At 37.0% G+C, this 19,521-nt stretch carries 17 protein-coding genes and 1 riboswitch; of the genes, 6 read left to right on the top strand and 11 right to left on the bottom strand.

The window, feature by feature from the left end; translation table 11 throughout:
- Positions 1 to 16 precede the first annotated feature (16 nt).
- Together QUF91_RS13600 and QUF91_RS13595 are read left to right on the top strand one after the other, a co-directional pair.
- Entirely contained in the window at positions 17 to 667 is a 651-nt protein-coding gene (locus QUF91_RS13600) for a 5-bromo-4-chloroindolyl phosphate hydrolysis family protein (protein WP_285396881.1), read from the top strand.
- Positions 664 to 1,728 carry a toxic anion resistance protein gene (locus tag QUF91_RS13595; RefSeq protein ID WP_285396882.1) on the top strand — a complete coding sequence of 355 codons (1,065 nt, stop codon included), beginning with the start codon at positions 664 to 666 and terminating at the stop codon, positions 1,726 to 1,728. Before QUF91_RS13600 ends, QUF91_RS13595 begins: the two co-directional genes overlap by 4 nt.
- Positions 1,729 to 1,786: 58 nt before the next feature.
- Here QUF91_RS13595 and QUF91_RS13590 read toward each other — a convergent pair whose 3' ends face one another.
- The 4 genes from QUF91_RS13590 to QUF91_RS13575 all read right to left on the bottom strand — a co-directional run bounded on the left by QUF91_RS13590 (position 1,787) and on the right by QUF91_RS13575 (position 4,771).
- On the bottom strand, positions 1,787 to 1,984 hold the full coding sequence (locus QUF91_RS13590) for a DUF6501 family protein (protein ID WP_285396883.1): 198 nt from the start codon (positions 1,982 to 1,984) through the stop codon (positions 1,787 to 1,789).
- Between the two features lie 304 nt (positions 1,985 to 2,288).
- Positions 2,289 to 3,020, bottom strand: coding sequence for an amino acid ABC transporter ATP-binding protein (locus tag QUF91_RS13585; RefSeq protein WP_285396884.1), 732 nt, complete (start codon positions 3,018 to 3,020; stop codon positions 2,289 to 2,291).
- 12 nt (positions 3,021 to 3,032) lie between these two features.
- Positions 3,033 to 3,758 carry an amino acid ABC transporter permease gene (locus QUF91_RS13580; protein WP_285396885.1) on the bottom strand — a complete coding sequence of 242 codons (726 nt, stop codon included), beginning with the start codon at positions 3,756 to 3,758 and terminating at the stop codon, positions 3,033 to 3,035.
- A gap of 158 nt (positions 3,759 to 3,916) precedes the next feature.
- Positions 3,917 to 4,771: a transporter substrate-binding domain-containing protein gene (locus tag QUF91_RS13575; RefSeq protein WP_285396886.1), complete on the bottom strand. Its 855-nt coding sequence runs from the start codon at positions 4,769 to 4,771 to the stop codon at positions 3,917 to 3,919.
- A 116-nt stretch (positions 4,772 to 4,887) separates the two neighbouring features.
- A riboswitch (Lysine riboswitch) is annotated at positions 4,888 to 5,074 on the bottom strand.
- A gap of 516 nt (positions 5,075 to 5,590) precedes the next feature.
- On the opposite strand from QUF91_RS13575, the gene QUF91_RS13570 reads away from it, so the two are divergent.
- The gene (locus QUF91_RS13570; RefSeq protein WP_289418107.1) at positions 5,591 to 5,842 is read left to right on the top strand and encodes a hypothetical protein; all 252 of its coding nucleotides are present in this window, start codon (positions 5,591 to 5,593) and stop codon (positions 5,840 to 5,842) included.
- Positions 5,843 to 5,878: 36 nt separating this feature from the next.
- Entirely contained in the window at positions 5,879 to 6,274 is a 396-nt protein-coding gene (locus QUF91_RS13565) for a hypothetical protein (protein WP_289418106.1), read from the top strand.
- Here QUF91_RS13565 and odhB read toward each other — a convergent pair.
- The 5 genes from odhB to QUF91_RS13540 form a co-directional block, all read right to left on the bottom strand.
- Positions 6,219 to 7,463, bottom strand: a complete 1,245-nt coding sequence (odhB, locus tag QUF91_RS13560) for a 2-oxoglutarate dehydrogenase complex dihydrolipoyllysine-residue succinyltransferase (protein ID WP_289418105.1) — start codon at positions 7,461 to 7,463, stop codon at positions 6,219 to 6,221. The two genes, QUF91_RS13565 and odhB, sit on opposite strands and share 56 nt — an antisense overlap.
- A 94-nt stretch (positions 7,464 to 7,557) precedes the next feature.
- Positions 7,558 to 10,380 (bottom strand): 2-oxoglutarate dehydrogenase E1 component, encoded by a 2,823-nt coding sequence (locus QUF91_RS13555; RefSeq protein WP_285396889.1) that lies wholly within the window; start codon positions 10,378 to 10,380, stop codon positions 7,558 to 7,560.
- A gap of 232 nt (positions 10,381 to 10,612) precedes the next feature.
- Entirely contained in the window at positions 10,613 to 11,998 is a 1,386-nt protein-coding gene (locus tag QUF91_RS13550; protein WP_285396890.1) for a HAMP domain-containing histidine kinase, read from the bottom strand.
- The gene (locus QUF91_RS13545; protein WP_289418104.1) at positions 11,995 to 12,666 is read right to left on the bottom strand and encodes a response regulator transcription factor; all 672 of its coding nucleotides are present in this window, start codon (positions 12,664 to 12,666) and stop codon (positions 11,995 to 11,997) included. Before QUF91_RS13545 ends, QUF91_RS13550 begins: the two co-directional genes overlap by 4 nt.
- A 114-nt stretch (positions 12,667 to 12,780) precedes the next feature.
- On the bottom strand, positions 12,781 to 14,808 hold the full coding sequence (locus QUF91_RS13540; RefSeq protein ID WP_285396892.1) for a diguanylate cyclase domain-containing protein: 2,028 nt from the start codon (positions 14,806 to 14,808) through the stop codon (positions 12,781 to 12,783).
- 549 nt (positions 14,809 to 15,357) lie between these two features.
- Between QUF91_RS13540 and QUF91_RS13535 the strand changes: the two genes are divergently transcribed.
- Positions 15,358 to 15,906: a GNAT family N-acetyltransferase gene (locus QUF91_RS13535; protein ID WP_285396893.1), complete on the top strand. Its 549-nt coding sequence runs from the start codon at positions 15,358 to 15,360 to the stop codon at positions 15,904 to 15,906.
- Positions 15,907 to 16,041: 135 nt separating this feature from the next.
- Here QUF91_RS13535 and QUF91_RS13530 read toward each other — a convergent pair whose 3' ends face one another.
- Positions 16,042 to 17,118, bottom strand: a complete 1,077-nt coding sequence (locus QUF91_RS13530) for an undecaprenyldiphospho-muramoylpentapeptide beta-N-acetylglucosaminyltransferase (protein ID WP_285396894.1) — start codon at positions 17,116 to 17,118, stop codon at positions 16,042 to 16,044.
- A 163-nt stretch (positions 17,119 to 17,281) separates the two neighbouring features.
- On the opposite strand from QUF91_RS13530, the gene QUF91_RS13525 reads away from it, so the two are divergent.
- A complete protein-coding gene (locus QUF91_RS13525; protein WP_289418103.1) occupies positions 17,282 to 18,652 on the top strand; it encodes an MATE family efflux transporter in 1,371 nt (456 codons plus the stop codon).
- Positions 18,653 to 19,190: 538 nt separating this feature from the next.
- On the opposite strand, the gene QUF91_RS13520 is transcribed toward QUF91_RS13525, so the two are convergent.
- Entirely contained in the window at positions 19,191 to 19,379 is a 189-nt protein-coding gene (locus QUF91_RS13520; RefSeq protein ID WP_289418102.1) for a hypothetical protein, read from the bottom strand.
- Between the last annotated feature and the right edge of the window lie 142 nt (positions 19,380 to 19,521).

Genomic DNA, 19,521 nt, shown 5'->3' with positions numbered 1-19,521 from the left:
GCTAGGAGGAAGAAACATGCTCAGTGTCGGACAGTTTTTCTCTAGACATACCGCTAGCTTCTTTATTTCGCTATCAACTGTTTCTATCGCAGCCATAGCCGCAGATCCAGGATTCTTCCTTGGTGGTTTATTGTTTGCTGGAACTTACGCGCCAAGTACAGCGTTGTTGAAACATAGACAGAAAAAGAAAGTCATGCAAATTGCAGGTATAACAAAAGAAGAATACAAACTTATTGAAACACAACTTACAGCAGCAAATAAAAACATTCAAACATTAAGTCAAAACTACTTACGTGTACGTTCGGTTTCAGCATTTAAGCAATTACTCGAAATGACACGTATTTCCAAAAATATCGTGAAAATTGTTAAAACAGATCCGCGCAAATTTTATAATGTTGAACAATTTTTTTACGCACACCTACCTTCCGCTGTCGAATTAACGGATAAATATACAATGTTATCGAAACAGCCTGTAAAGGATAAGGAAATCCAGATTACATTATCAAAAACACGAGAAACACTGACAGACTTAAATGATACGATTCAAATTGATTTAAAGGATGCGCTTTCTAATGATATCGACCATCTTCAAATGGAAATCGAATTTGCGAATCGTTCCAATAATAGACGAAGAGAACAATTGGAATGGAGAGGCGATGATAAGTGACAGCAAATGATCACGCATTTCAACTTAATACAATACAAGGTCTTTCTCCCCTAGTGCAATCTTATTTAGAAACTACAAATACCGAGGCGATGGCGACGTATGAAACGCTATCGCCTCTTGCACAAAGTCGTGCACTTCTATATGCTAGTCAACTTGACCTGACAAACTTCGAATCAGTACTGTCTTTAGGGCAAGATTCACAGCGTGCTCTTTCGCAATTTGCTGATCGAATGCTTGCACAAGTAAAACAGAAAGACGTCTCAAAAGTTGGCCAAATGTTAGATTCATTAATGCAAACATTAGACCGTGTTGACCCTAACGCGTTAGAGCCAAAAAAACAGTCTTTTTTTAAAAAAATGTTTGGTAAAACAGAACGACCTATTAAGCAAACATTAACGGAGTTTGAACGTATTAGTATCCAAGTAGAACGAATTGGTGTTCAACTTGAACGTTCACAGCTTCAAATGATTAAAGATGTAGAAATGCTTGAAGAACTTTATTCACATAATAGAGGATTCTTTGAGGAGTTAGCGACTGCTATTGCAGCAGGGCAAATGAAGAAGCAGCAAGCAATCGAAGTCGAGCTTCCTGCAAAGGTAACTAGTGTACAGGCAACGAATCAACCACTTGATGTCCAACAGCTGAATGACTTTGCCGCTCAAATCGAACGACTAGATCAACGTATTTATGACTTACAAGTTTCACAGCAGGTTGCCTTACAAACTGCGCCACAAATACGTATGATTCAGCAGTCCAATCAAACGCTAGCAGAGAAAATTGAATTTTCAATTGTGACACTTATCCCACTTTGGAAAAATCAATTAGCCATGATGTTATCCATGAACATGGACCATCAATATGCACAGCTAGAGGAGCGATTATCTCGCACGAATGATCGGTTTGCAAGCCCCTCTTTTGAACAGCAAGTATCGAAATTCAAAGAAACACAGCATGAGCTTCAAACGGCTATCAAAGATGTCTTTGCCTTACATACAGCTACAGAACAGGAAAAACAGCATTTACAAGATGTAGCTGATTTAAAGGGTTATACAAGAGACTGATTCTGTTTTTTCAATGAACAAGGGTGGTTCAGAAATCATCTGAACCACCCTTGTATTTTCATTCAAAATAATCTTTATAGTAGCCACCAATTTTACCAGTGTTATCAATAATAAAAACGAATTCTTCTGTTTCATTTTTTACATCATATTGTTTCCCTACTGTTAATACGTTTGATACTAAATATTTTGATGCATTTGTATGCTTACAAGTGACAGCGCGTAGTGTTGGTGCATCTTTCCATTTTAAATGTAACATAATCTCTCTACCTCTCTTTACTAGCATGAAGCTAATGTCTACTGCTTATTTTATAATATTTTAGATGTTTTGTGGAGAAAAAAACCATAGAAGATCATATTTTCTCCGTAAAAGTCTATTTTCTTATCTATTTCTATACTTAAATTTTAACTTCGAGGTGTTATTATGAGCTTTGGTGGTGTACCACAATGGTTTTTCATCCTTGCTGTAGCATTTGCAATTTGCTTTGTTATATATGCAGAGTGGAATTCTAGAAAATAAGTGAATCCATCTATGTGGACTCACTTTTTTAGTTGTGCTGAATTTATTTTAAAGTACGTTTTAAAAACTCTTTTGTTCGTTCATGCTGTGGGTTTATTAAAACCTGTGATGGTGGTCCCTCCTCTACGATAACACCTTTATCCATAAATACAACGCGATCCGCTACCTCTTTGGCAAACTCCATTTCATGTGTAACAATTAACATCGTATTTCCGGCATCCGCTAGCTGTCGCATTACCTTCAACACTTCGCCAACCATTTCTGGGTCAAGGGCTGACGTCGGTTCATCAAACAGCATTACATCTGGATTCATTGATAATGCTCGCGCAATCGCTACACGCTGTTTTTGACCGCCAGATAGCTGCCGTGGCTTCGCATTGACATATTGGTCCATGCCTACAATTTGCAAATATTTCAAAGCAACTTCTTCGGCTTCTGCCTTTGAACGCTTTAAAACTTTCATTTGGCCTACAGTGCAATTTTTTAGCACATTATGATTGTTGAATAAGTTGAATTGCTGGAATACCATACCTAAATGTGTACGATATTCTTGAATATTATGCTTTTCGTCTAAAATATTTTCACCTTTGTAAATAATTTGACCACCACTTGGCGTTTCCAGTAAATTAATGCAGCGTAGTAGTGTTGATTTACCAGATCCTGAAGAACCGATAAGGCAGACAACCTCGCCCTTTTCTACTTGAAAATTTACATCCTTTAACACTTGGTTACGCCCAAATGATTTACTTAAATGCTCTATTTTAATAACCGTCATTTGTCCGTCCCCCTATATGGCTTCTTTCTGTTCTTTTTGATAGGCATCTGGTCCATCCAATCGTTTTTCTACATATAGTAAAATTCTTGATGCGGTAAATGTCATGATGAAATAAAGGACACAAGCTACAAAGAATGATTCAAAATAGCGGAAATTATTACCTGCAATCGATTTTGTTTGGAAGAATAATTCAGTAACCCCGATAACGTTTAAAACTGCTGTATCTTTAATATTCATAATTAATTGATTACCTGTTGCAGGCAATACATTTCGCGCAACTTGTGGTAGTACAACATGCAGCATAATTTGGAAATGATTCATCCCAATTGCCGAAGCGGCCTCGTATTGTCCTTTATCAATTGACACAATACCACCACGCACAATTTCCGCCATATAAGCACCTGTGTTTAGTGACACGACCAAAATACCTGCTGTAATAAAATGCATATCAATGCCAAATGCTATATCTAATCCGTAAAATACAACCATTGCTTGTACAATCATTGGTGTACCACGGAAGAATTCGACATAGCATGTTAGTAAAAAATTAAAGAGCTTTAAACTATAGAATTTTACACCCTTTTTACGAACCTTGATGGTATGCATAATTCCAATGAAAAATCCGATAAGTGCACCAATAATTGTACTACTAATTGAAATAAGTAATGTATAATACGCACCTCGTAAAAACATTTGCCAGTTGTTCTCAACAATAGAAATAATCCATTCAAGACTCATGATGTTCCTCCTAACAACGTCGTGTTGCTTGCTCGTTCCAGTATTCTATTGGAGCATTTGTTTCTTTTAGTTTATGAAACTTTTAGCTATGACATTATCATTATTTTAAGAGATTCTTATGATAATGCACGGACTGTCAGGCAGCCCGTGCATTTATATTATTGTGCTGCTGGTTGTTTTTGAATTGCTTCTTCCATAATTTTTTGGCGATCATCTTCAGAAATACCTTTTAGGATTTCATTGATTTTTTCCATATTTGCATCATCTTTACGTAAACCAACTGCAATAGATGTGTTTGAAATATCTGTTTTGAATCCTTTTTCAAACTTTACATATGTGAATTTATCGTTCGCTGCAGCAGCGGAAATCCCTTCTGGACGCTCAGCTACATAGCCGTCAATTTTTCCAGCCTCTAATGCTACACGCATTGCTGGGAAACTATCCATCGCTGTTTCTTTTTGTACATCTTTAATCTGATCAATCACATTATAGTTAGATGTATTTAATTGAGATGTGATTTTAGCTCCTGAAAAATCTTGGATTGATTTTGCCTTTTCATACTTGCTACCTTTTTTAATGACCATAACAAAATCAGAAGTATAGTAGTTTTCAGTGAAATCAATTGTTTGCTTACGCTCATCAGTAGGTGACATTCCAGCAACGATTGCATCAATTTTATTTGATTGCAGTGCTGGTACTAAACCATCCCACTCCATTTTCACAATTACTAATTCTTTTCCTAAGCCTTCAGCGATTTTTTTCGCCATTTGCACATCATAGCCGCCTGCATATTCAGCATTATCGGCAATTTTTACTGCGCCATTTGCATCATCTTGCTGCGTCCAGTTAAATGGAGCATAGCCCGCTTCCATCCCAACACGGAATTCACCACCTCCACCTTTATCGGCACCAGCATCACCTGTTGCCTCATTCTTTTTGTCTTTAGCGCCACAAGCGGCCAACACAATTACAGTCATTACAGATAGCATTAATAACAACCATTTCCTTTTCATGTAAAACTCCCCTTTTCTGTTAAAAAATAAGACAACTATACAAAAAAAGACCTAAGCATTGAACTTAGGTTTACCTTTAATTGATAGTTGCCCAAATCCTCACTATAATTTCCATGTTACGAGATAGCACAACCTAGTAAACCTGGAAAGAAATTTACTAGGACAGTCCTGCACTTATTCACTGCAGACCCAGCATAAAAGTACGAGCTCCTTTTATACTTCGGCGATAGTTCCTTCTCCATTGCGTCTTCGCTTGCTTTTACTCAACAATGAACTAATAAATACCGCGCCTCTACCTCACTATAGAACAAATGTGAGGTTTGTTTATTTAATTGATATATAGATACTACAATAAAAGTAAGTTAATCGTCAAGATAATTTTATTATTATTCTGACTGTTTACAATATTAGGTTTTTAACCTTATTAAATCCATTACATTCGCACAATTGCCAAGGTGACAATCGTTTTTTTCAGTTGCGTTGATTAACCATTATTATACATTCTAATTAATTAGAAGAGGTTAATTTCCGCTACGGACTACTAGCTTTCCTGTGGGAGTTGAGTAGCCCTAAGCTACAATCAGTTAAAATAGTAAAATAGTAACGCATAAGCAAAATAGCAACAAAAAAATCCTTTTATCGCTCAATAATAAACCTATTCTCCTAATCAACACGCCTGTTTTATTTATTTTATTTATTAGTAAATCCGCAAATATTTAATACTCAACTAGTATTTTGTAATCCAAAAGATACTATTAATCAGTAATGATAATATCCTTTGCACTATAATTTTTTTTTACTGAAGCATATCGTAAAGGTTTGGGGAACCTATCCGTCGCTTCGTTTGCTTTATCCGTCGCTCTGGCTCTTCTTTCCGTCGCTCTAGCTTTTCTATCCGTCGCTTTGATTCCTATCCGTCGCTCCAGCTTTTCTTTCCGTCGTTTGGACTGCTTTATCCGTCACTTCAACTCTTCTATCCGTCGCTTCAGTTCCTATCCGTCACTCCGGTTCTTCTATCCGTCACTTCGATTGCTTTATCCGTCACTTTGGCTCTTCTTTCCGTCGTTTTGATTCCTATCCGTCGCTCCGGCATTTCTTTCCGTCGTTTTGATTGTTTTATCCGTCGCTTCGATTGCTTTATCCTTCACTTTAACTCTTCTATCCGTCACTTCAGTTCCTATCCGTCACTTTGGCTCTTCTTTCCGTCGTTTTGATTGCTTTATCCGTCGCTCGGCTCTTTTTTCCGTCGCTTCGGTTCCTATCCGTCGCTTCGATTACTTTATCCGTCACTCTGGTTCTTCTTTCAGTCGCTTCGATTGCTTTATCCGTCGCTCTGGCTCTTCTTTCCGTCGTTCTGAATGCTCTATCCGTCGCATCCTTAAATATTTTCATAAAAAGCAAAAAACCCTGCGAAACAATGTTCGCAGGGTTTTAATAAACTCAGGAATTAAGAATTTAATAATAAATCTTCTGGGTTTTCTAGAAGTTCTTTTACAGTTTTAAGGAAGCCTACAGAATCTTTACCATCGATAATACGGTGGTCATAAGAAAGTGCTAAGTACATCATTGGGCGAATTTCTACTTCACCATTCACTTCAACTGGACGTTTTTTGATCGTGTGCATACCTAGGATACCAGCTTGTGTACCATTCATGATAGGTGTAGACATTAATGAACCGAATACCCCACCGTTTGTAATTGTGAATGAGCCACCTTGAAGATCTGCTAAACCTAATTTTTTATCGCGTGCTTTTTTAGCTAGGTCTGCAATTGAATCTTCAATTTCAGCAAAGTTTTTGCGGTCAGCGTCACGTACAACTGGTACTACTAAACCTTCTTCTGTTGATACAGCTACACCGATATCGAAGAAGTTGTTTAAGTGAATTTCATCACCAGCGATTTGTGCGTTCACATATGGGTATTTTTTAAGTGCTGCAACTACAGCTTTAGTGAAGAATGACATGAAACCAAGTTTAGAACCAGTTGACTCGAAGAATTGGTCTTTTTTACGAGAACGTAATGCCATAACGTTTGTCATATCTACTTCGTTAAATGTTGTTAACATTGCAGTAGATTGTTTTACTTCAAGTAAGCGTTTTGCAATTGTTTGGCGACGACGGCTCATTTTTTCAACTGTTACACGTGATTCATCTACAGCTGCAACTGCTTTAGGTGCTGCTGGAGCTGCTTGTGGTGCTGCTACTGGAGCTGTACCATGAGCTGCAACGTCTTGTACACGTACACGTCCTTGTGGATCTACTGGAGATACAGCAGCAAGGTCAATACCTTTTTCGCGAGCAAGTCTACGTGCTGCTGGAGATGCGATTACACGCTCACCAGAAGTTTCTTCTACAACTGGAGCTGCTGCAACAGGAGCTGGAGCTGCTTGTGGCGCTGCTGGAGCTGGTGTTGCTTCAACTGGAGCTGCTGCTGGAGCTGGAGCTGCTGCTGCACCTTCGCCAGCTTCTACAACTGCGATTACTTGACCTACAAGTACAGTATCGCCTTCTTCAGCTAAAATTTGAGTTAATACACCCGCTTCTTCAGAAATGATTTCAGCGTTTACTTTATCTGTTTCAAGTTCAACGATGAATTCACCTTTTTCAACGCGATCGCCCACTTTTTTTACCCACTGTGCGATACTACCTTCTGTAATCGATTCTGCTAATTCAGGGACTTTAATTTCAGCCACTTTCATTTCCTCCTTTGATTAACGTGCATTGTGTGCACATAAAAGGGCTACTGCCTAAGCAAGTAGCCCGGCTCTCAATAATTAATATGTGATTTTATTTAACCTTTACAGGCTCAGCAACTGCTTCTTCTACAAGTGCGGCTTGAGCTGCTTTATGAGAATCTGCATCACCTTCAGAAGTAGAGCTCATTGCAGGACGACCTACATAACGTAGCTTTTTACCTTCAGAAAGATCATATAATGTTTCTAATGCATAATTCCAAGTACCTTGGTTTTTAGGTTCTTCTTGTACCCATACAACTTCTTTTACATTAGGATACTTAGCAATAATACCAGCAACTTGCTCTTTTGGGAATGGGTAAAGTTGTTCTACACGAACAATGTGTAAGTGATCGAAGCCTTCACCATCTTTAATACGATCTGCGATGTCGATCATTACTTTACCTGTTCCTAATACAACGCGCTCTACAGCTTCTGCTTTTGAACCTAGACCTGGTTGCTCAATTACTTCTTGGAATGAGCCATTTGCTAATTGATCAGCATTAGCAGCAGCTAATGGGTGACGAAGTAAGAATTTAGGTGATACCACTACAAGCGGACGAACACCTTCTGTTCCTAATAATGCTGCTTGACGACGTAATAAGTGGTAGTAGTTGCCTGCGTTTGAACAGTTTGCAACGAACCAGTTATTTTCAGCTGACATTTGTAAATAACGTTCCATACGGCTAGAAGAGTGTTCTGGACCTTGACCTTCATAACCATGCGGTAAAAGAATTACTAAACCAGATTTTTGACCCCATTTAGCACGTGCACCTGAAATAAAGTTATCGAACATCACTTGTGCCATGTTTGCAAAGTCACCGAATTGAGCTTCCCAAACTGATAATACATGGTCATTTTCTAAATTATAACCATATTCAAAGCCTACTACCCCTGCTTCTGTCAGTGGAGAGTTGTGCACTGTAAATGAAGCATTTGCACCAGAAATATGGTGAAGTGGCGTAAATAATTCGCCATTGTTTTTATCATGTAACACTAAGTGGCGTTGAGAGAACGTACCACGTTGTGCATCTTGACCTGTAAAACGTACTGGTGTGCCATCTTGAATAATTGTTGCATATGCTAATGTTTCTGCATGACCCCAGTCGATTTTTGCAGAAGCAAATGCATCACGGCGTTTTTCTAAAATTTTGCCAAGTTTTTTCTGTGGCTCGAAGTTTTCTTTAAATACTAAAAGCTCTTCGTTAATTTTCCCTAGACGTTCCGCACCAACTGCTGTATCAATTTGTGGGAATTCTACTTTTAATTCTTCTGGCATTTCAAGATGTTTGTGCTCATCTTTATCTGCCATTTCTTTTACGTGGTCATAAGCTGCTTGCATTTCTGCATAAATAGCTGTATCTAAAGCTGCTACTTCATCAGCAGAAACAACACCTTCAGCTGCTAATTGTGCACCATATAAAGCACGAACTGGTTCATGTTTTGCAACTAATTTGTATGTTTCAGGGTTTGTAACAGTTGGATCGTCAGTTTCATTGTGACCGTGACGACGGTAACCCATTAAGTCTACAACGATATCTTTACCGAATTTTTGACGGTAGCTCGCTGCGAAACGACCTACAAGTACAACAGCCTCTGGGCTATCTGCATTTACGTGTACTACCGGTACTTCATAACCTTTTGCAGGGTCAGAAGAGTAAACCGATGAACGTGAGTCTTGTAGTTCTGTTGTAAATCCAATCATGTTGTTAGCAATGACGTGGATTGTACCACCTGTTGTGAACCCTTCAGTTTTTGCAAAGTTTAATACTTCTGTTACGATACCTTGACCTGGGAATGCAGCGTCACCATGCACTAGGATACCTAAACCTTTTGTACGGTTATGGATAGCTTGCCCTGGCTTAGAAGTATCATCTTGTGCTCCACGAGCAGTACCTAAAACAACTGGGTTTCCTACTTCTAAGTGAGATGGGTTGTATGCAAGTTTAACATTCATACCAGATTCACGGTTGTAAGAAGCACCCATGTGGTATTTCACATCACCTGTCCAACCTTTAGTTATTTCAAGGCGACCATCTTCTGGTAAAAATAAGTCATTAGACACATGTGCAAAGTCAGAGAACATCATATCGTAAGGTTTATTTAAAATATGTGTTAACACGTTTAAACGACCACGGTGAGCCATTCCGATACGTACGTTTTCTACGTTATTTGCTTCAGATATTTTTAAAATTTCATCGAATAGGACGATTTGAGTATCTAAACCTTCACCAGAGAAACGCTTTTGACCTACAAATGTTTTATGGATAAATTTCTCGAAATTTTCAACACGAGTTAAACGGTCTAATAAAGCTTTCTTCTCATCAGAAGCTAATGCTTGTTTAAATGAACCTGATTCAATTTGTGCTTGAATCCAATCACGTTCTTCTGTTGTTACTACGTGGTTATATTCAAATGCTACTTTATCTGTATAAACAGATTTCAAGTAATCTATTGCATCCTTACCATTTTTCACGTTTGCTGGCACATCTTTGAAGAAGATAGCTGCAGGAATTTCAGCTAAATCTGCAGCGCTAAGGTTGAACGCGCTTTCTTCAATTTGAGCTGTTTGTAGTTCACGGTTTTTCAAAGGATAAATATCTGCTGCTAAATGACCATGTGTACGAATTGCATCTGCCAGTTTCACAGCTGCTAACACTTTTTTGTAATCGCCAGCAGGAGCTGCTGCATTACTAGCTACAGCTACTTCACCTTCTACTACTACTGGTGCACCAAATTGTTGGAATAATAATACTAACTCCGGTTCTACTTCTTCAGGAGACTGTAAGAATAAGTCGTATTGCTCCATCACATATCCTAGGTTAGGACCAGAGAAAGCTGACCATGGAGAACTTACAGTTGTAACGTTGTTCGACATGAAAAATGACCTCCAAATTTTGCCTTTCGGCAGTTCCATTAATTAAATTACAATTAATTATATAATATTTCTCCGTTCTTTAAAAGGATGTTTAACACAACTTATCCATAATTTAAAGAACGTTTTTTCCATCTCAATCTTACTACTCTTCACAAAAAATACAACTCTTTTTATAAAATTAAGCAAATTTTTTCGTAAAGGCTAAAATAATTAAATAAAGCGTGGATTTTCTTCAATATTTTAGCGGGAATTTCATCGAGAAAACGGTTCCAACATTTTTTTCACTCTTGACTTCTACAGTACTATTATATTTTTCAAGCAACATTTTTGTAATACTAAGCCCTAAGCCCGTTCCACCTATTTGACGATTTCTAGCTTCATCAACCCGATAAAAGCGATCGAAAATAAAAGGAATGTTTTCTTCTGTTATCCCAATTCCATTATCTTCTATTTTCAGCAGCACTTCCTTTTCAGAGACAGATAATGAAATTTGAATGTCCGGAACTATTTCACAATAACGAATTGCGTTTTCTATTATATTACGAACAATTTGACTGAGTGCATTTTCTGTGATGAATAAAAGACCTATTTCTTCATTTTTCGACAGCGTTATTCGAGCTTCTGGATGAAGATGCTTTATTTCTTCTATTACTCCTTTAATAACAGCTTCTGCGTCTGCCTCACTCATGGTATCTTTTTCTTCACGGCGGGCAAGCTCTAATAATTCTTCAATCATTTTCCGCATCCGTGCAATTTCAGTTAGTGAAGTATCAATAGATTCCTCTAAAATTTCCGGATCATCCTTCCCCCATCTTTTCAAGAGGGAGAGATGTCCTTCGATGGCCTGAATTGGCGTACGTAGCTCATGAGAAGCATCTGCGACAAATTGCTGCTGTTTTGTAAATGAAATTTGTAATTCATTCATCATCGCATTATACATATTCATTAAATCACCAATCTCATCATGAGAAGTGTACGTTAATTGAATTGGCTCATTAAATCCTTTATCCATAACCGTTTTCATGGATGAGCGCAACGCATGTAATGGTTGCATTAAATAGTTGGCAAGATAATAACCAATCGAAGCTGATAGTAACAATGCGCCTAAACCTGCTATGAGCATCGCAGTTAATAAATAATGCATCAATGACTGGAACCCTGACAACGGATGAATAACTTGAATATAACCTTGAGAGAACCCAAGTTGAATTGGTACATTTATGACAAAGGCATCCTTTTTATCAATCGACACTTCTGTAATTTCATTCATCGTTGTAAGGGGTGCAGCCTGTGAAGCATTATTAATACGTAAAATCTCTACACCATCTAAATTGAAAACTCTAACGGTTTGATCACGATCCACAATAGAATTTAACAGCCCTGTGTTTTGTTGTATTTGCTGAATTGTAAGATTGGGTCCTTGTGATTGTAAAAAAGACACCAAATCATCGCTAGTCCGTTTGATTTTACTTTCCTCATCATGTAATAACCATGTATGAAGTGAAAGATAAACGACAATACATATAATCGTATAGCTAAAAAATATAACAGCACTAGATGTAAGCATCCATTTTCTTTGTAAAGGTTGATGGACTAAATAATCTTTCAATTTTTTCATTCACGCATCACGTACCCAACCCCACGGACTGTTTCGATATAGGCATTCATATCTCCCGGTAGTTTTGTTCGTAAATGGCGGATATATACATCTACAACATTTGTCTCTATATCCGTATCATACCCCCAAACAGAGGTTAAAATGAGCTCTCGAGTACAAACTTTATTTTTATGCTCTACTAATAGTTTAAGTAAATCGTATTCCGTTTTCGTTAAATCAAGCTTATCCCCCTGTACCGATACTTCATAAGCCGCTATATCGATTTCGATATCACGAAATTGTAATGATTCACCACTTTTTTCATCAGGTGTCACCCGACGCAAAATAGTACGAATTCTAGCTAGTAGTTCTTCAATCGCAAATGGTTTCACTATGTAGTCATCTGCACCAGCATCTAAGCCAGCTACACGATCCATCACAGCATCTCGTGCCGTTAACAGTATAATAGGTATTTTTGATTGCGTACGTATTCGACGACAAATTTCTATACCATTTATCCCCGGAAGCATAACATCTAATAGCAGTACATCAAAATTTTCAGATGAAGCTAGTGCAAGTCCTTCACGACCATCAAAAGCAACCATTACATCATAGCCTTCATACTTTAATTCTAGCTCCACAAAGCGAGCGATATGCTTCTCATCTTCTACCAAAAGTATCTTAGGCATTCCATCACCTTCTTTTCTAAAATAACTACGAGGGTTTCCCCGTAGCACTGTTATAGCATAACATCAAACAAAAAGTCTGTACCACAAGCAATTACTTGTTTGTACAGACTTTTTTTAATGCGCATTCGCAATATAATGATTATTTTTCCCGAATTCCTTCGCTTTATATAAGGCTTGATCGGATAATTCTAGCAAATCATTTAATGTTTTACCGTGATCCGGATAATAGGCGATCCCAATGGAGGCAGTTGGAGCAAAGTGATGACTTTCGATGGTCCAACCTTTTTCTAGTTCATTACGGATGCGATTAATAATGTGCATTATTTGTGTATGTCTTTTCTTATCATCCTGGGTTAAACCCGTTAACACGACAATAAATTCATCGCCGCCAATACGAATAACTAAATCATGGCTACGTACAGCAGTAATTAAAACCTGACCAAACTTCCGGATAAAATCATCCCCTGTATCGTGGCCATAACAATCATTAACATTCTTAAAGTCATCCCCATCGATATAGAGCATAGCTAAACACACATTTTGTTCATGCGCTTCTGCCATTAATTTCGGGAACTCCTTTTGTAAAAACCGACGATTTGGCAGCTGTGTTAACGTATCGTGATACGCTAAATATAATAGATTATTTTCCCGCTCCTTACGATGGGTTATTTCACGGGACACCATCATAATTTGTGAAACTTTTTCGCGCTCTGGATCATGTACAACCGTTACATTTCCTTCAGTCCAAACTGGTGTACCATCCTTTGCTTTAAGCAGTAGCTCAAACTGTGTATCTGTTTGACCTGAAAAATTATTTAGAAACGTTTGCCAAGCCTTCTTACTTTCGTCATCAACAATGTCACTGTAAAACTGACCTTGTAAATCTACATTCTCGTAGCCTAAGAAAATCTTATAGGATGGTGAGGCATAAATAATGATGCCATCTTCGTTTGTAATGACAATCAAATCATTTGTATTTTCTGTAATAAGACGAAATGTTCGTTCAATATTTTTCAATTCCGTTAACATTCTTTTCTTGTCCGTAATATCATAGTTAATGGATAAATATTGTTCTGTCGTGCCAAATTCATTTTTTAATGGAACTATAGCTGCTTCTACCCAGTAATCCGCATGAAATTTTGTACGGTAGCACAACTCCCCTCGCCAAATATCCCCCGCTCCAACCGTTATATTGATCGATTGTATGATGTCCACGGAATGATATATAGGTTTAATGAAATTAAAAGATTGTCCAATTAGTTCTTCTGCAGTGAAACCAGACGCATTTAAAAATAAATCATTAACTTCTATAATTTTTCCATCCATATCAAAAACAGCAATTGATGTTGCAGAATTTAGAGCAGCCTTAAAAACTTCTAAACCATGAGATTTTGAGCGTAACTCCGCTTTTTGTTGAGTGAATTGTGTGAAATCCTGCATGATTAGAAAAATAGCCGAAGAGTTATCTCCCTGCATTACAGGAGCGAGTGAAAGTAAATACGTGCGCTCTTTTTTATCCAGTGTATGAAACTTGATGAGTTTTTCTCCAATATTTTCGCCCATCGCTGCCCTTTGTAAATAGTTTTGTATGTTTTCTACCTCATCTTTAGGAACAATTGGTAGATCCACGAATAATTTGTGTTTGACCGATTCATTATTTAATTCAAAGTCCTCCATGAAGCAGGAATTCACTTCATAAATAGCCCCGGCAGCTGATAAGATGACCGTAGAAAAAAAGGCATGATCAAACATTGAGCGCATAAATAAAAACTTATCTTCAATGCTTCGATCATAATGAATTTCTTTTGTTATGGCTAAAATATAGTCTTCATTATTATCTTTAAGCGGACGAACAGATGTCTCATATTTACGAACTTCAGATTGAAAATAAGCATAATCCACATAATCTACTTGACTATGCTTTTCAATTGCTTGATGGTAATTTTCTAGAATTATCTGAAAATTACGACTTGAGGTAAGGGTAGAAAGCATTTTCCCAATCGCATCATGCGATAACAAAGCTCGAGCTGCTTGATTTAAGCGAATATATTGATAATCGTCTCCCACTTTTTTCATTAGAAAGACAAAATCTTTGCCCATAAACAATTCATTAAATATATCTTCGCTTAAAAGATATTTCATGCTGTCACCCCCATAAGTCGTTCATATTTAAAATTGGATTTTTATAGATTGTTTATACAAAAAAAATCAATACTACTATTATAACATAACATCAAAGAATCACCCTTTTTGAATCGAAAAAATTATATCCTTTTTAGGGTAATATTTGATATTTTACCTCTTTTGAAGAAAAAGCATGATGCTAAAGAAACATTATTCGAATATCTTCATATAGAAAATTGATATTTTAGACTTAACTCTCCCAAAATTAGAATATAACAAATTTAATTGTTTTGTTTAAAATATACTTTCCGGAATTTTCTGACTAATGAACTTATTTTTTGTTTTATCGAGAAAAATGATTGCATTAAGCATGATGATTGTTATATTATATTAAAAAAACTACCCTTTTTTCGGTATGGGTGAAAAATCAGTAAGACAGCGGGAAATTATGGATATCATAGTTGTAACGTCTAGTTCTTTGGGTTTTAATTCCAGTACGAATTTTAGTTTTCTTCTTTATGCTTTAAAGGAATTGTTTTAACTACCCTAGTAAAGGAGGCGTTTCGTATGCTTAAACATCGAGACCTACATGAATGTACAGAGCTTTATGAGCTATTATCACACCCTTCTGTTTTCCCATTTGTCCGTCAAAAAGCCACATCAGCTGATGAATATTGGTTTATGACAAAACAACTGATTGAAGAAGAAGCGAAGGGATTCGCTATTTCTAGGACTATTACCGATGATTGGGGTCAACCAATCGGCACCATTAGCATTCATGATGTGGAGGATGGTGCAGGCTTTTTAGGAACGTGGATTGGACTCCCTTATCAAGGGTTAGGTTATAACCAAAAAGCTAAAATGCTTTTTTTGAACGAACTATTTTTCGATTATAATTTCCATACGGTTTTTCTCCGTATTCGTGTTGAAAATATTAAATCACAACGCGCAGCCTTAAAGCTACCTTATGTCGTTAGTGCAAATGAAGATCACCCGACTTTATTAGCACAAGTAAACAGAGGCGAAGCGCAATTTAATTTATTTAAAATTCCAAAAGACTTGTTCTATCTTACAACAGCCCATCAAATGGCAGAAGGCGAAGAACAAGCGATGTAATTTCCAGATATTTTTTATAAAAATAAGCTATGTGTCCTGTCATGGTGACAGGCACATAGCTTTTATTTTCGGGTTTTGTATGCAGCAAGGCTTCTATTTTGTAACTACTCGCCTGAAGCATATCAAGTAAAGAGCTTACTTTTTATATTGTAAAATCAGTTTCGCCATTTCATCTGGCGTTTTCGGTCTTTGCGTTTTTTCCATAGTCGCGACCATTTCTTCTTTGCGCTCTGTCAGCACATGAACCGATTTTTTAAAGGATTCCTTTGTTAACTCTTCCTCTTGTAATACTTCTGCGTAGCCTTGTCTTTTAAATAAGTTGGCATTTAATATTTGATCGCCGCGACTTTTTTGTGCAGATAAAGGCACTAACAACATTGGTTTGTGAAGTGCTAAAAATTCAAAAATCGAATTGGAACCTGCACGTGAGACGATAAAGTCTGCCGCATGTAATAAATCCGGTAATTCTGTTGTCACATATTCAAACTGCTTGTAACCAGGCATAGACTCGAATGATTTGTCATAATTCCCTTTACCGCACAAATGAATGATTTGAAATTGTTTGACAAGCTCGGGTAAATTTTGACGAAGTGCATCATTCAAGACAACTGAACCTAAACTCCCTCCCATTACAAGCAGGACAGGTTTTAATGTTGTAAAGCTACATTGGGATAACCCTTTCGCTCGATTTCCCATAAATAACTCTTGGCGAATAATGGATCCTGTGCACGTTGCCTTTTCTTTCGGTAAGTGCTGCAATGTTTCTTCAAAAATTGTAAAGATATGTGATGCAAATGGTAGCGCAATTTTATTGGCTAAGCCTGGTGTAACATCTGATTCATGGATGACCACAGGAACACCAGCAAGTTTCGCAGCCATGACAACGGGTACAGAAACAAAGCCACCCTTTGAAAAAATAACTTGCGGCTTCACTTTTTTGATAATACGAAAAGCCTGCATAATTCCAGCAAGCACTTTAAATGGGTCAGTAAAATTTTTCATTGAGAAATAACGACGCAATTTTCCACTTGAAATACCGTAAAACGGAACATTAGGGAATGCCTCGCCTATTAATTCTTTTTCAATGCCCTGGTCTGACCCAATATAGTGGACATCATAACCTAGTTCTAGTAAAGACGGGAGTATCGCTTGATTGAGCGATACATGACCAGCTGTCCCTCCACCGGTTAAAATGATTGTTTGTTGTTTCACATAAATTCTCCTATTCCTTAAAAAGCGTCACTACTTTTTGTTTACAGTCTTTTATTTTACTATATGCGGACGAAAAGATATAGATGAAGCTTTTAATTTTTCCACTTTCGCCTATTTCATGTGCTATACTAATTAATTATGTTAATGAAAGAAGTTAGACAATATGAAACAAACAACTACGTTAAAAGAAAAATACAGCTTGATTTTAAAAATCATTCTACCTATTTTAGTCACACAAGTAGCCATTTATTTTATTTCTTTTTTCGATATTTTAATGTCGAGTCGCTACGGTACTACTGACCTAGCTGGAGTCTCGATTGGCTCTTCCATTTGGATGCCTATTTATACAGGACTATCTGGAATTCTACTTGCGATTACACCTATTGTTTCACAGCTTGTCGGGGCTAAAAAAGAGTTACAAGCTAAGAAGGCAGTTCAGCAAGGAATCTATGTAGCTATCATTCTTGTAGTACTTATTTTTATAGCGTTATTCGTTGGTATTGATTGGATTCTAGGCAATATGAATTTAGAAGCCTCTGTACATACTATAGCTAAGTCCTATATTTATACGATGTGCGCTGGTCTTTTGCCGCTCTTTTTATTTTTTGTCATGCGCTGTTTCATCGATGCGCTCGGACAAACACGCGTCACAATGATTATTACATTGCTTACAACACCCATTAACATTGTGTTAAATTATATTTTCATTTTTGGGAAATTTGGAGCGCCAGAGCTTGGTGGGGTCGGTGCTGGCGTTGCAACGGCGATCACCTACTGGCTAATTTTCTTCATCACAGTTTGGATTATTGCAAAACGCGTGCCCTTTGAACGCTTTCGCATATTCCATGATTGGCCAAAATTAGAATGGCTTCGTTGGAAGGAAATATTAATCATTGGTGTGCCAATTGGAATATCCATCTTTGCAGAAACGAGTATTTTTTCCGCCGTCACTATGATGATGAGTAGTTTTAGTACAGAAATCATTGCAGCTCATCAAATAGCATTGAATTTCACCAGCCTACTGTACATGGTACCACTTAGTATTTCGATGGGCGTTACGATATTAGTAGGTTTTGAAATCGGTGCTGGTCGTATGCATGATGCTAAAATCTACAGCTATTTATGTGTTGGTACTACGATAATATTTAGCTTTATTTCAGCTTGTATCCTTTTTTTACTTCGAGAACCCGTTGCCAATATGTATACAACCGATAACAAAGTAATAGAGTATGCCGTACAATTTTTAGTATTCGCAGCCATTTTCCAGTTATCCGATGCTATTCAAGCGCCAGTACAAGGGGCTTTGAGAGGCTATAAGGATGTTATGATCACTTTTATTATGGCCATAATTTCATACTGGATAATAGGCTTACCTGTCGGATATACCCTTGCGACTCATACAGATTTCGGACCGTTTGGTTACTGGATTGGCCTTGTTGCAGGCCTGACAACAGGAGCGATTACTTTATTAATACGTTTGTTACTTGTTCAAAAAAGAATTACAAGCAAGTCCAAAGTAGAATTAGCAAACTAGACATTGTTCTAGTTTGCTATTTTACATTATAGAAGTAAAAAACGCTCAAGAATCTATCAGCATTGAATAAATCCCTTTTACATTTACATTATCTAGACTCATCTTTTTCGTCTGGGATTATATATTTTGTCTTTTCTTGTAAATCTCTACTGCTATTAATGCTCTTAGTTCCTCTAGTAAAATCGTCAAATGGTGTGTACATATTGGTCAATTTCTTTTTATTTACTACGACATTATATACTCCAAATATATAATGAAATATTAAAAAATACGGAAGGGTATGTATATATGAAAAAAACCTTATTTTTCTATCAATTTACTGTAGATTTTGCTAATGTAGCTTGAGAAAATGATTCTAAGAATGGGGCTAAAGCTGCTATGAGTGTTCTAGCAACTTTACCCCATTGTGTAGTTATTCTTCTATGTTAAAAATTAATTCCCCTATAGATGTATCACTCGTTACATTAGTTTTTTTCAACAACATCATCTAATGAGGTAAGTTCTACATGTATTGATTAAAGCTATTAGCTCTGATACTCTATTGAATATCCCAATACAATTGCCCTTTATTATTATTTTTTATAGTAGGAACTTGACTGTCCATATCTTCCAAGTCCTTCCTTTCACAACCTTCATTACAGTAAAATTTATCTTCTTGAGTGTTATACATGCTTTTTGCTCTATCTATTATTAATTTACCGCATTCTCCACATTTTATTAATATCATACATCACTCTCCATTTTCGGTTCGTTAGCCTTTAAAAACGCTACTGTAAAATATTCGACTATCTGCTAGTTCGCATAGTGAAGCCCATTTTCTTCATATCTACTGTATTCAACGATCCCCTGTAGTGTACTTACTTGTTTTT

It is taken from the genome of Lysinibacillus sp. G4S2, assembly GCF_030348505.1.
In the GTDB taxonomy this organism is placed as follows: Bacteria; Bacillota; Bacilli; order Bacillales_A; family Planococcaceae; genus Lysinibacillus.
This window is presented reverse-complemented; position numbering and strand designations above follow the sequence as displayed.

Bases quoted from the DNA above. Each gene is read 5' to 3' on its own strand.
- QUF91_RS13555 (WP_285396889.1), bottom strand. From the start codon at position 10,380: ATGTCGAACAACGTTACAACTGTAAGTTCTCCATGGTCAGCTTTCTCT.
- QUF91_RS13590 (WP_285396883.1), bottom strand. From the start codon at position 1,984: ATGTTACATTTAAAATGGAAAGATGCACCAACACTACGCGCTGTCACT.
- QUF91_RS13550 (WP_285396890.1), bottom strand. From the start codon at position 11,998: ATGAAAAAATTGAAAGATTATTTAGTCCATCAACCTTTACAAAGAAAA.
- QUF91_RS13535 (WP_285396893.1), top strand. From the start codon at position 15,358: ATGCTTAAACATCGAGACCTACATGAATGTACAGAGCTTTATGAGCTA.
- QUF91_RS13520 (WP_289418102.1), bottom strand. From the start codon at position 19,379: ATGATATTAATAAAATGTGGAGAATGCGGTAAATTAATAATAGATAGA.
- QUF91_RS13585 (WP_285396884.1), bottom strand. From the start codon at position 3,020: ATGACGGTTATTAAAATAGAGCATTTAAGTAAATCATTTGGGCGTAAC.
- QUF91_RS13600 (WP_285396881.1), top strand. From the start codon at position 17: ATGCTCAGTGTCGGACAGTTTTTCTCTAGACATACCGCTAGCTTCTTT.
- QUF91_RS13525 (WP_289418103.1), top strand. From the start codon at position 17,282: ATGAAACAAACAACTACGTTAAAAGAAAAATACAGCTTGATTTTAAAA.
- QUF91_RS13580 (WP_285396885.1), bottom strand. From the start codon at position 3,758: ATGAGTCTTGAATGGATTATTTCTATTGTTGAGAACAACTGGCAAATG.
- QUF91_RS13545 (WP_289418104.1), bottom strand. From the start codon at position 12,666: ATGCCTAAGATACTTTTGGTAGAAGATGAGAAGCATATCGCTCGCTTT.
- QUF91_RS13575 (WP_285396886.1), bottom strand. From the start codon at position 4,771: ATGAAAAGGAAATGGTTGTTATTAATGCTATCTGTAATGACTGTAATT.
- QUF91_RS13540 (WP_285396892.1), bottom strand. From the start codon at position 14,808: ATGAAATATCTTTTAAGCGAAGATATATTTAATGAATTGTTTATGGGC.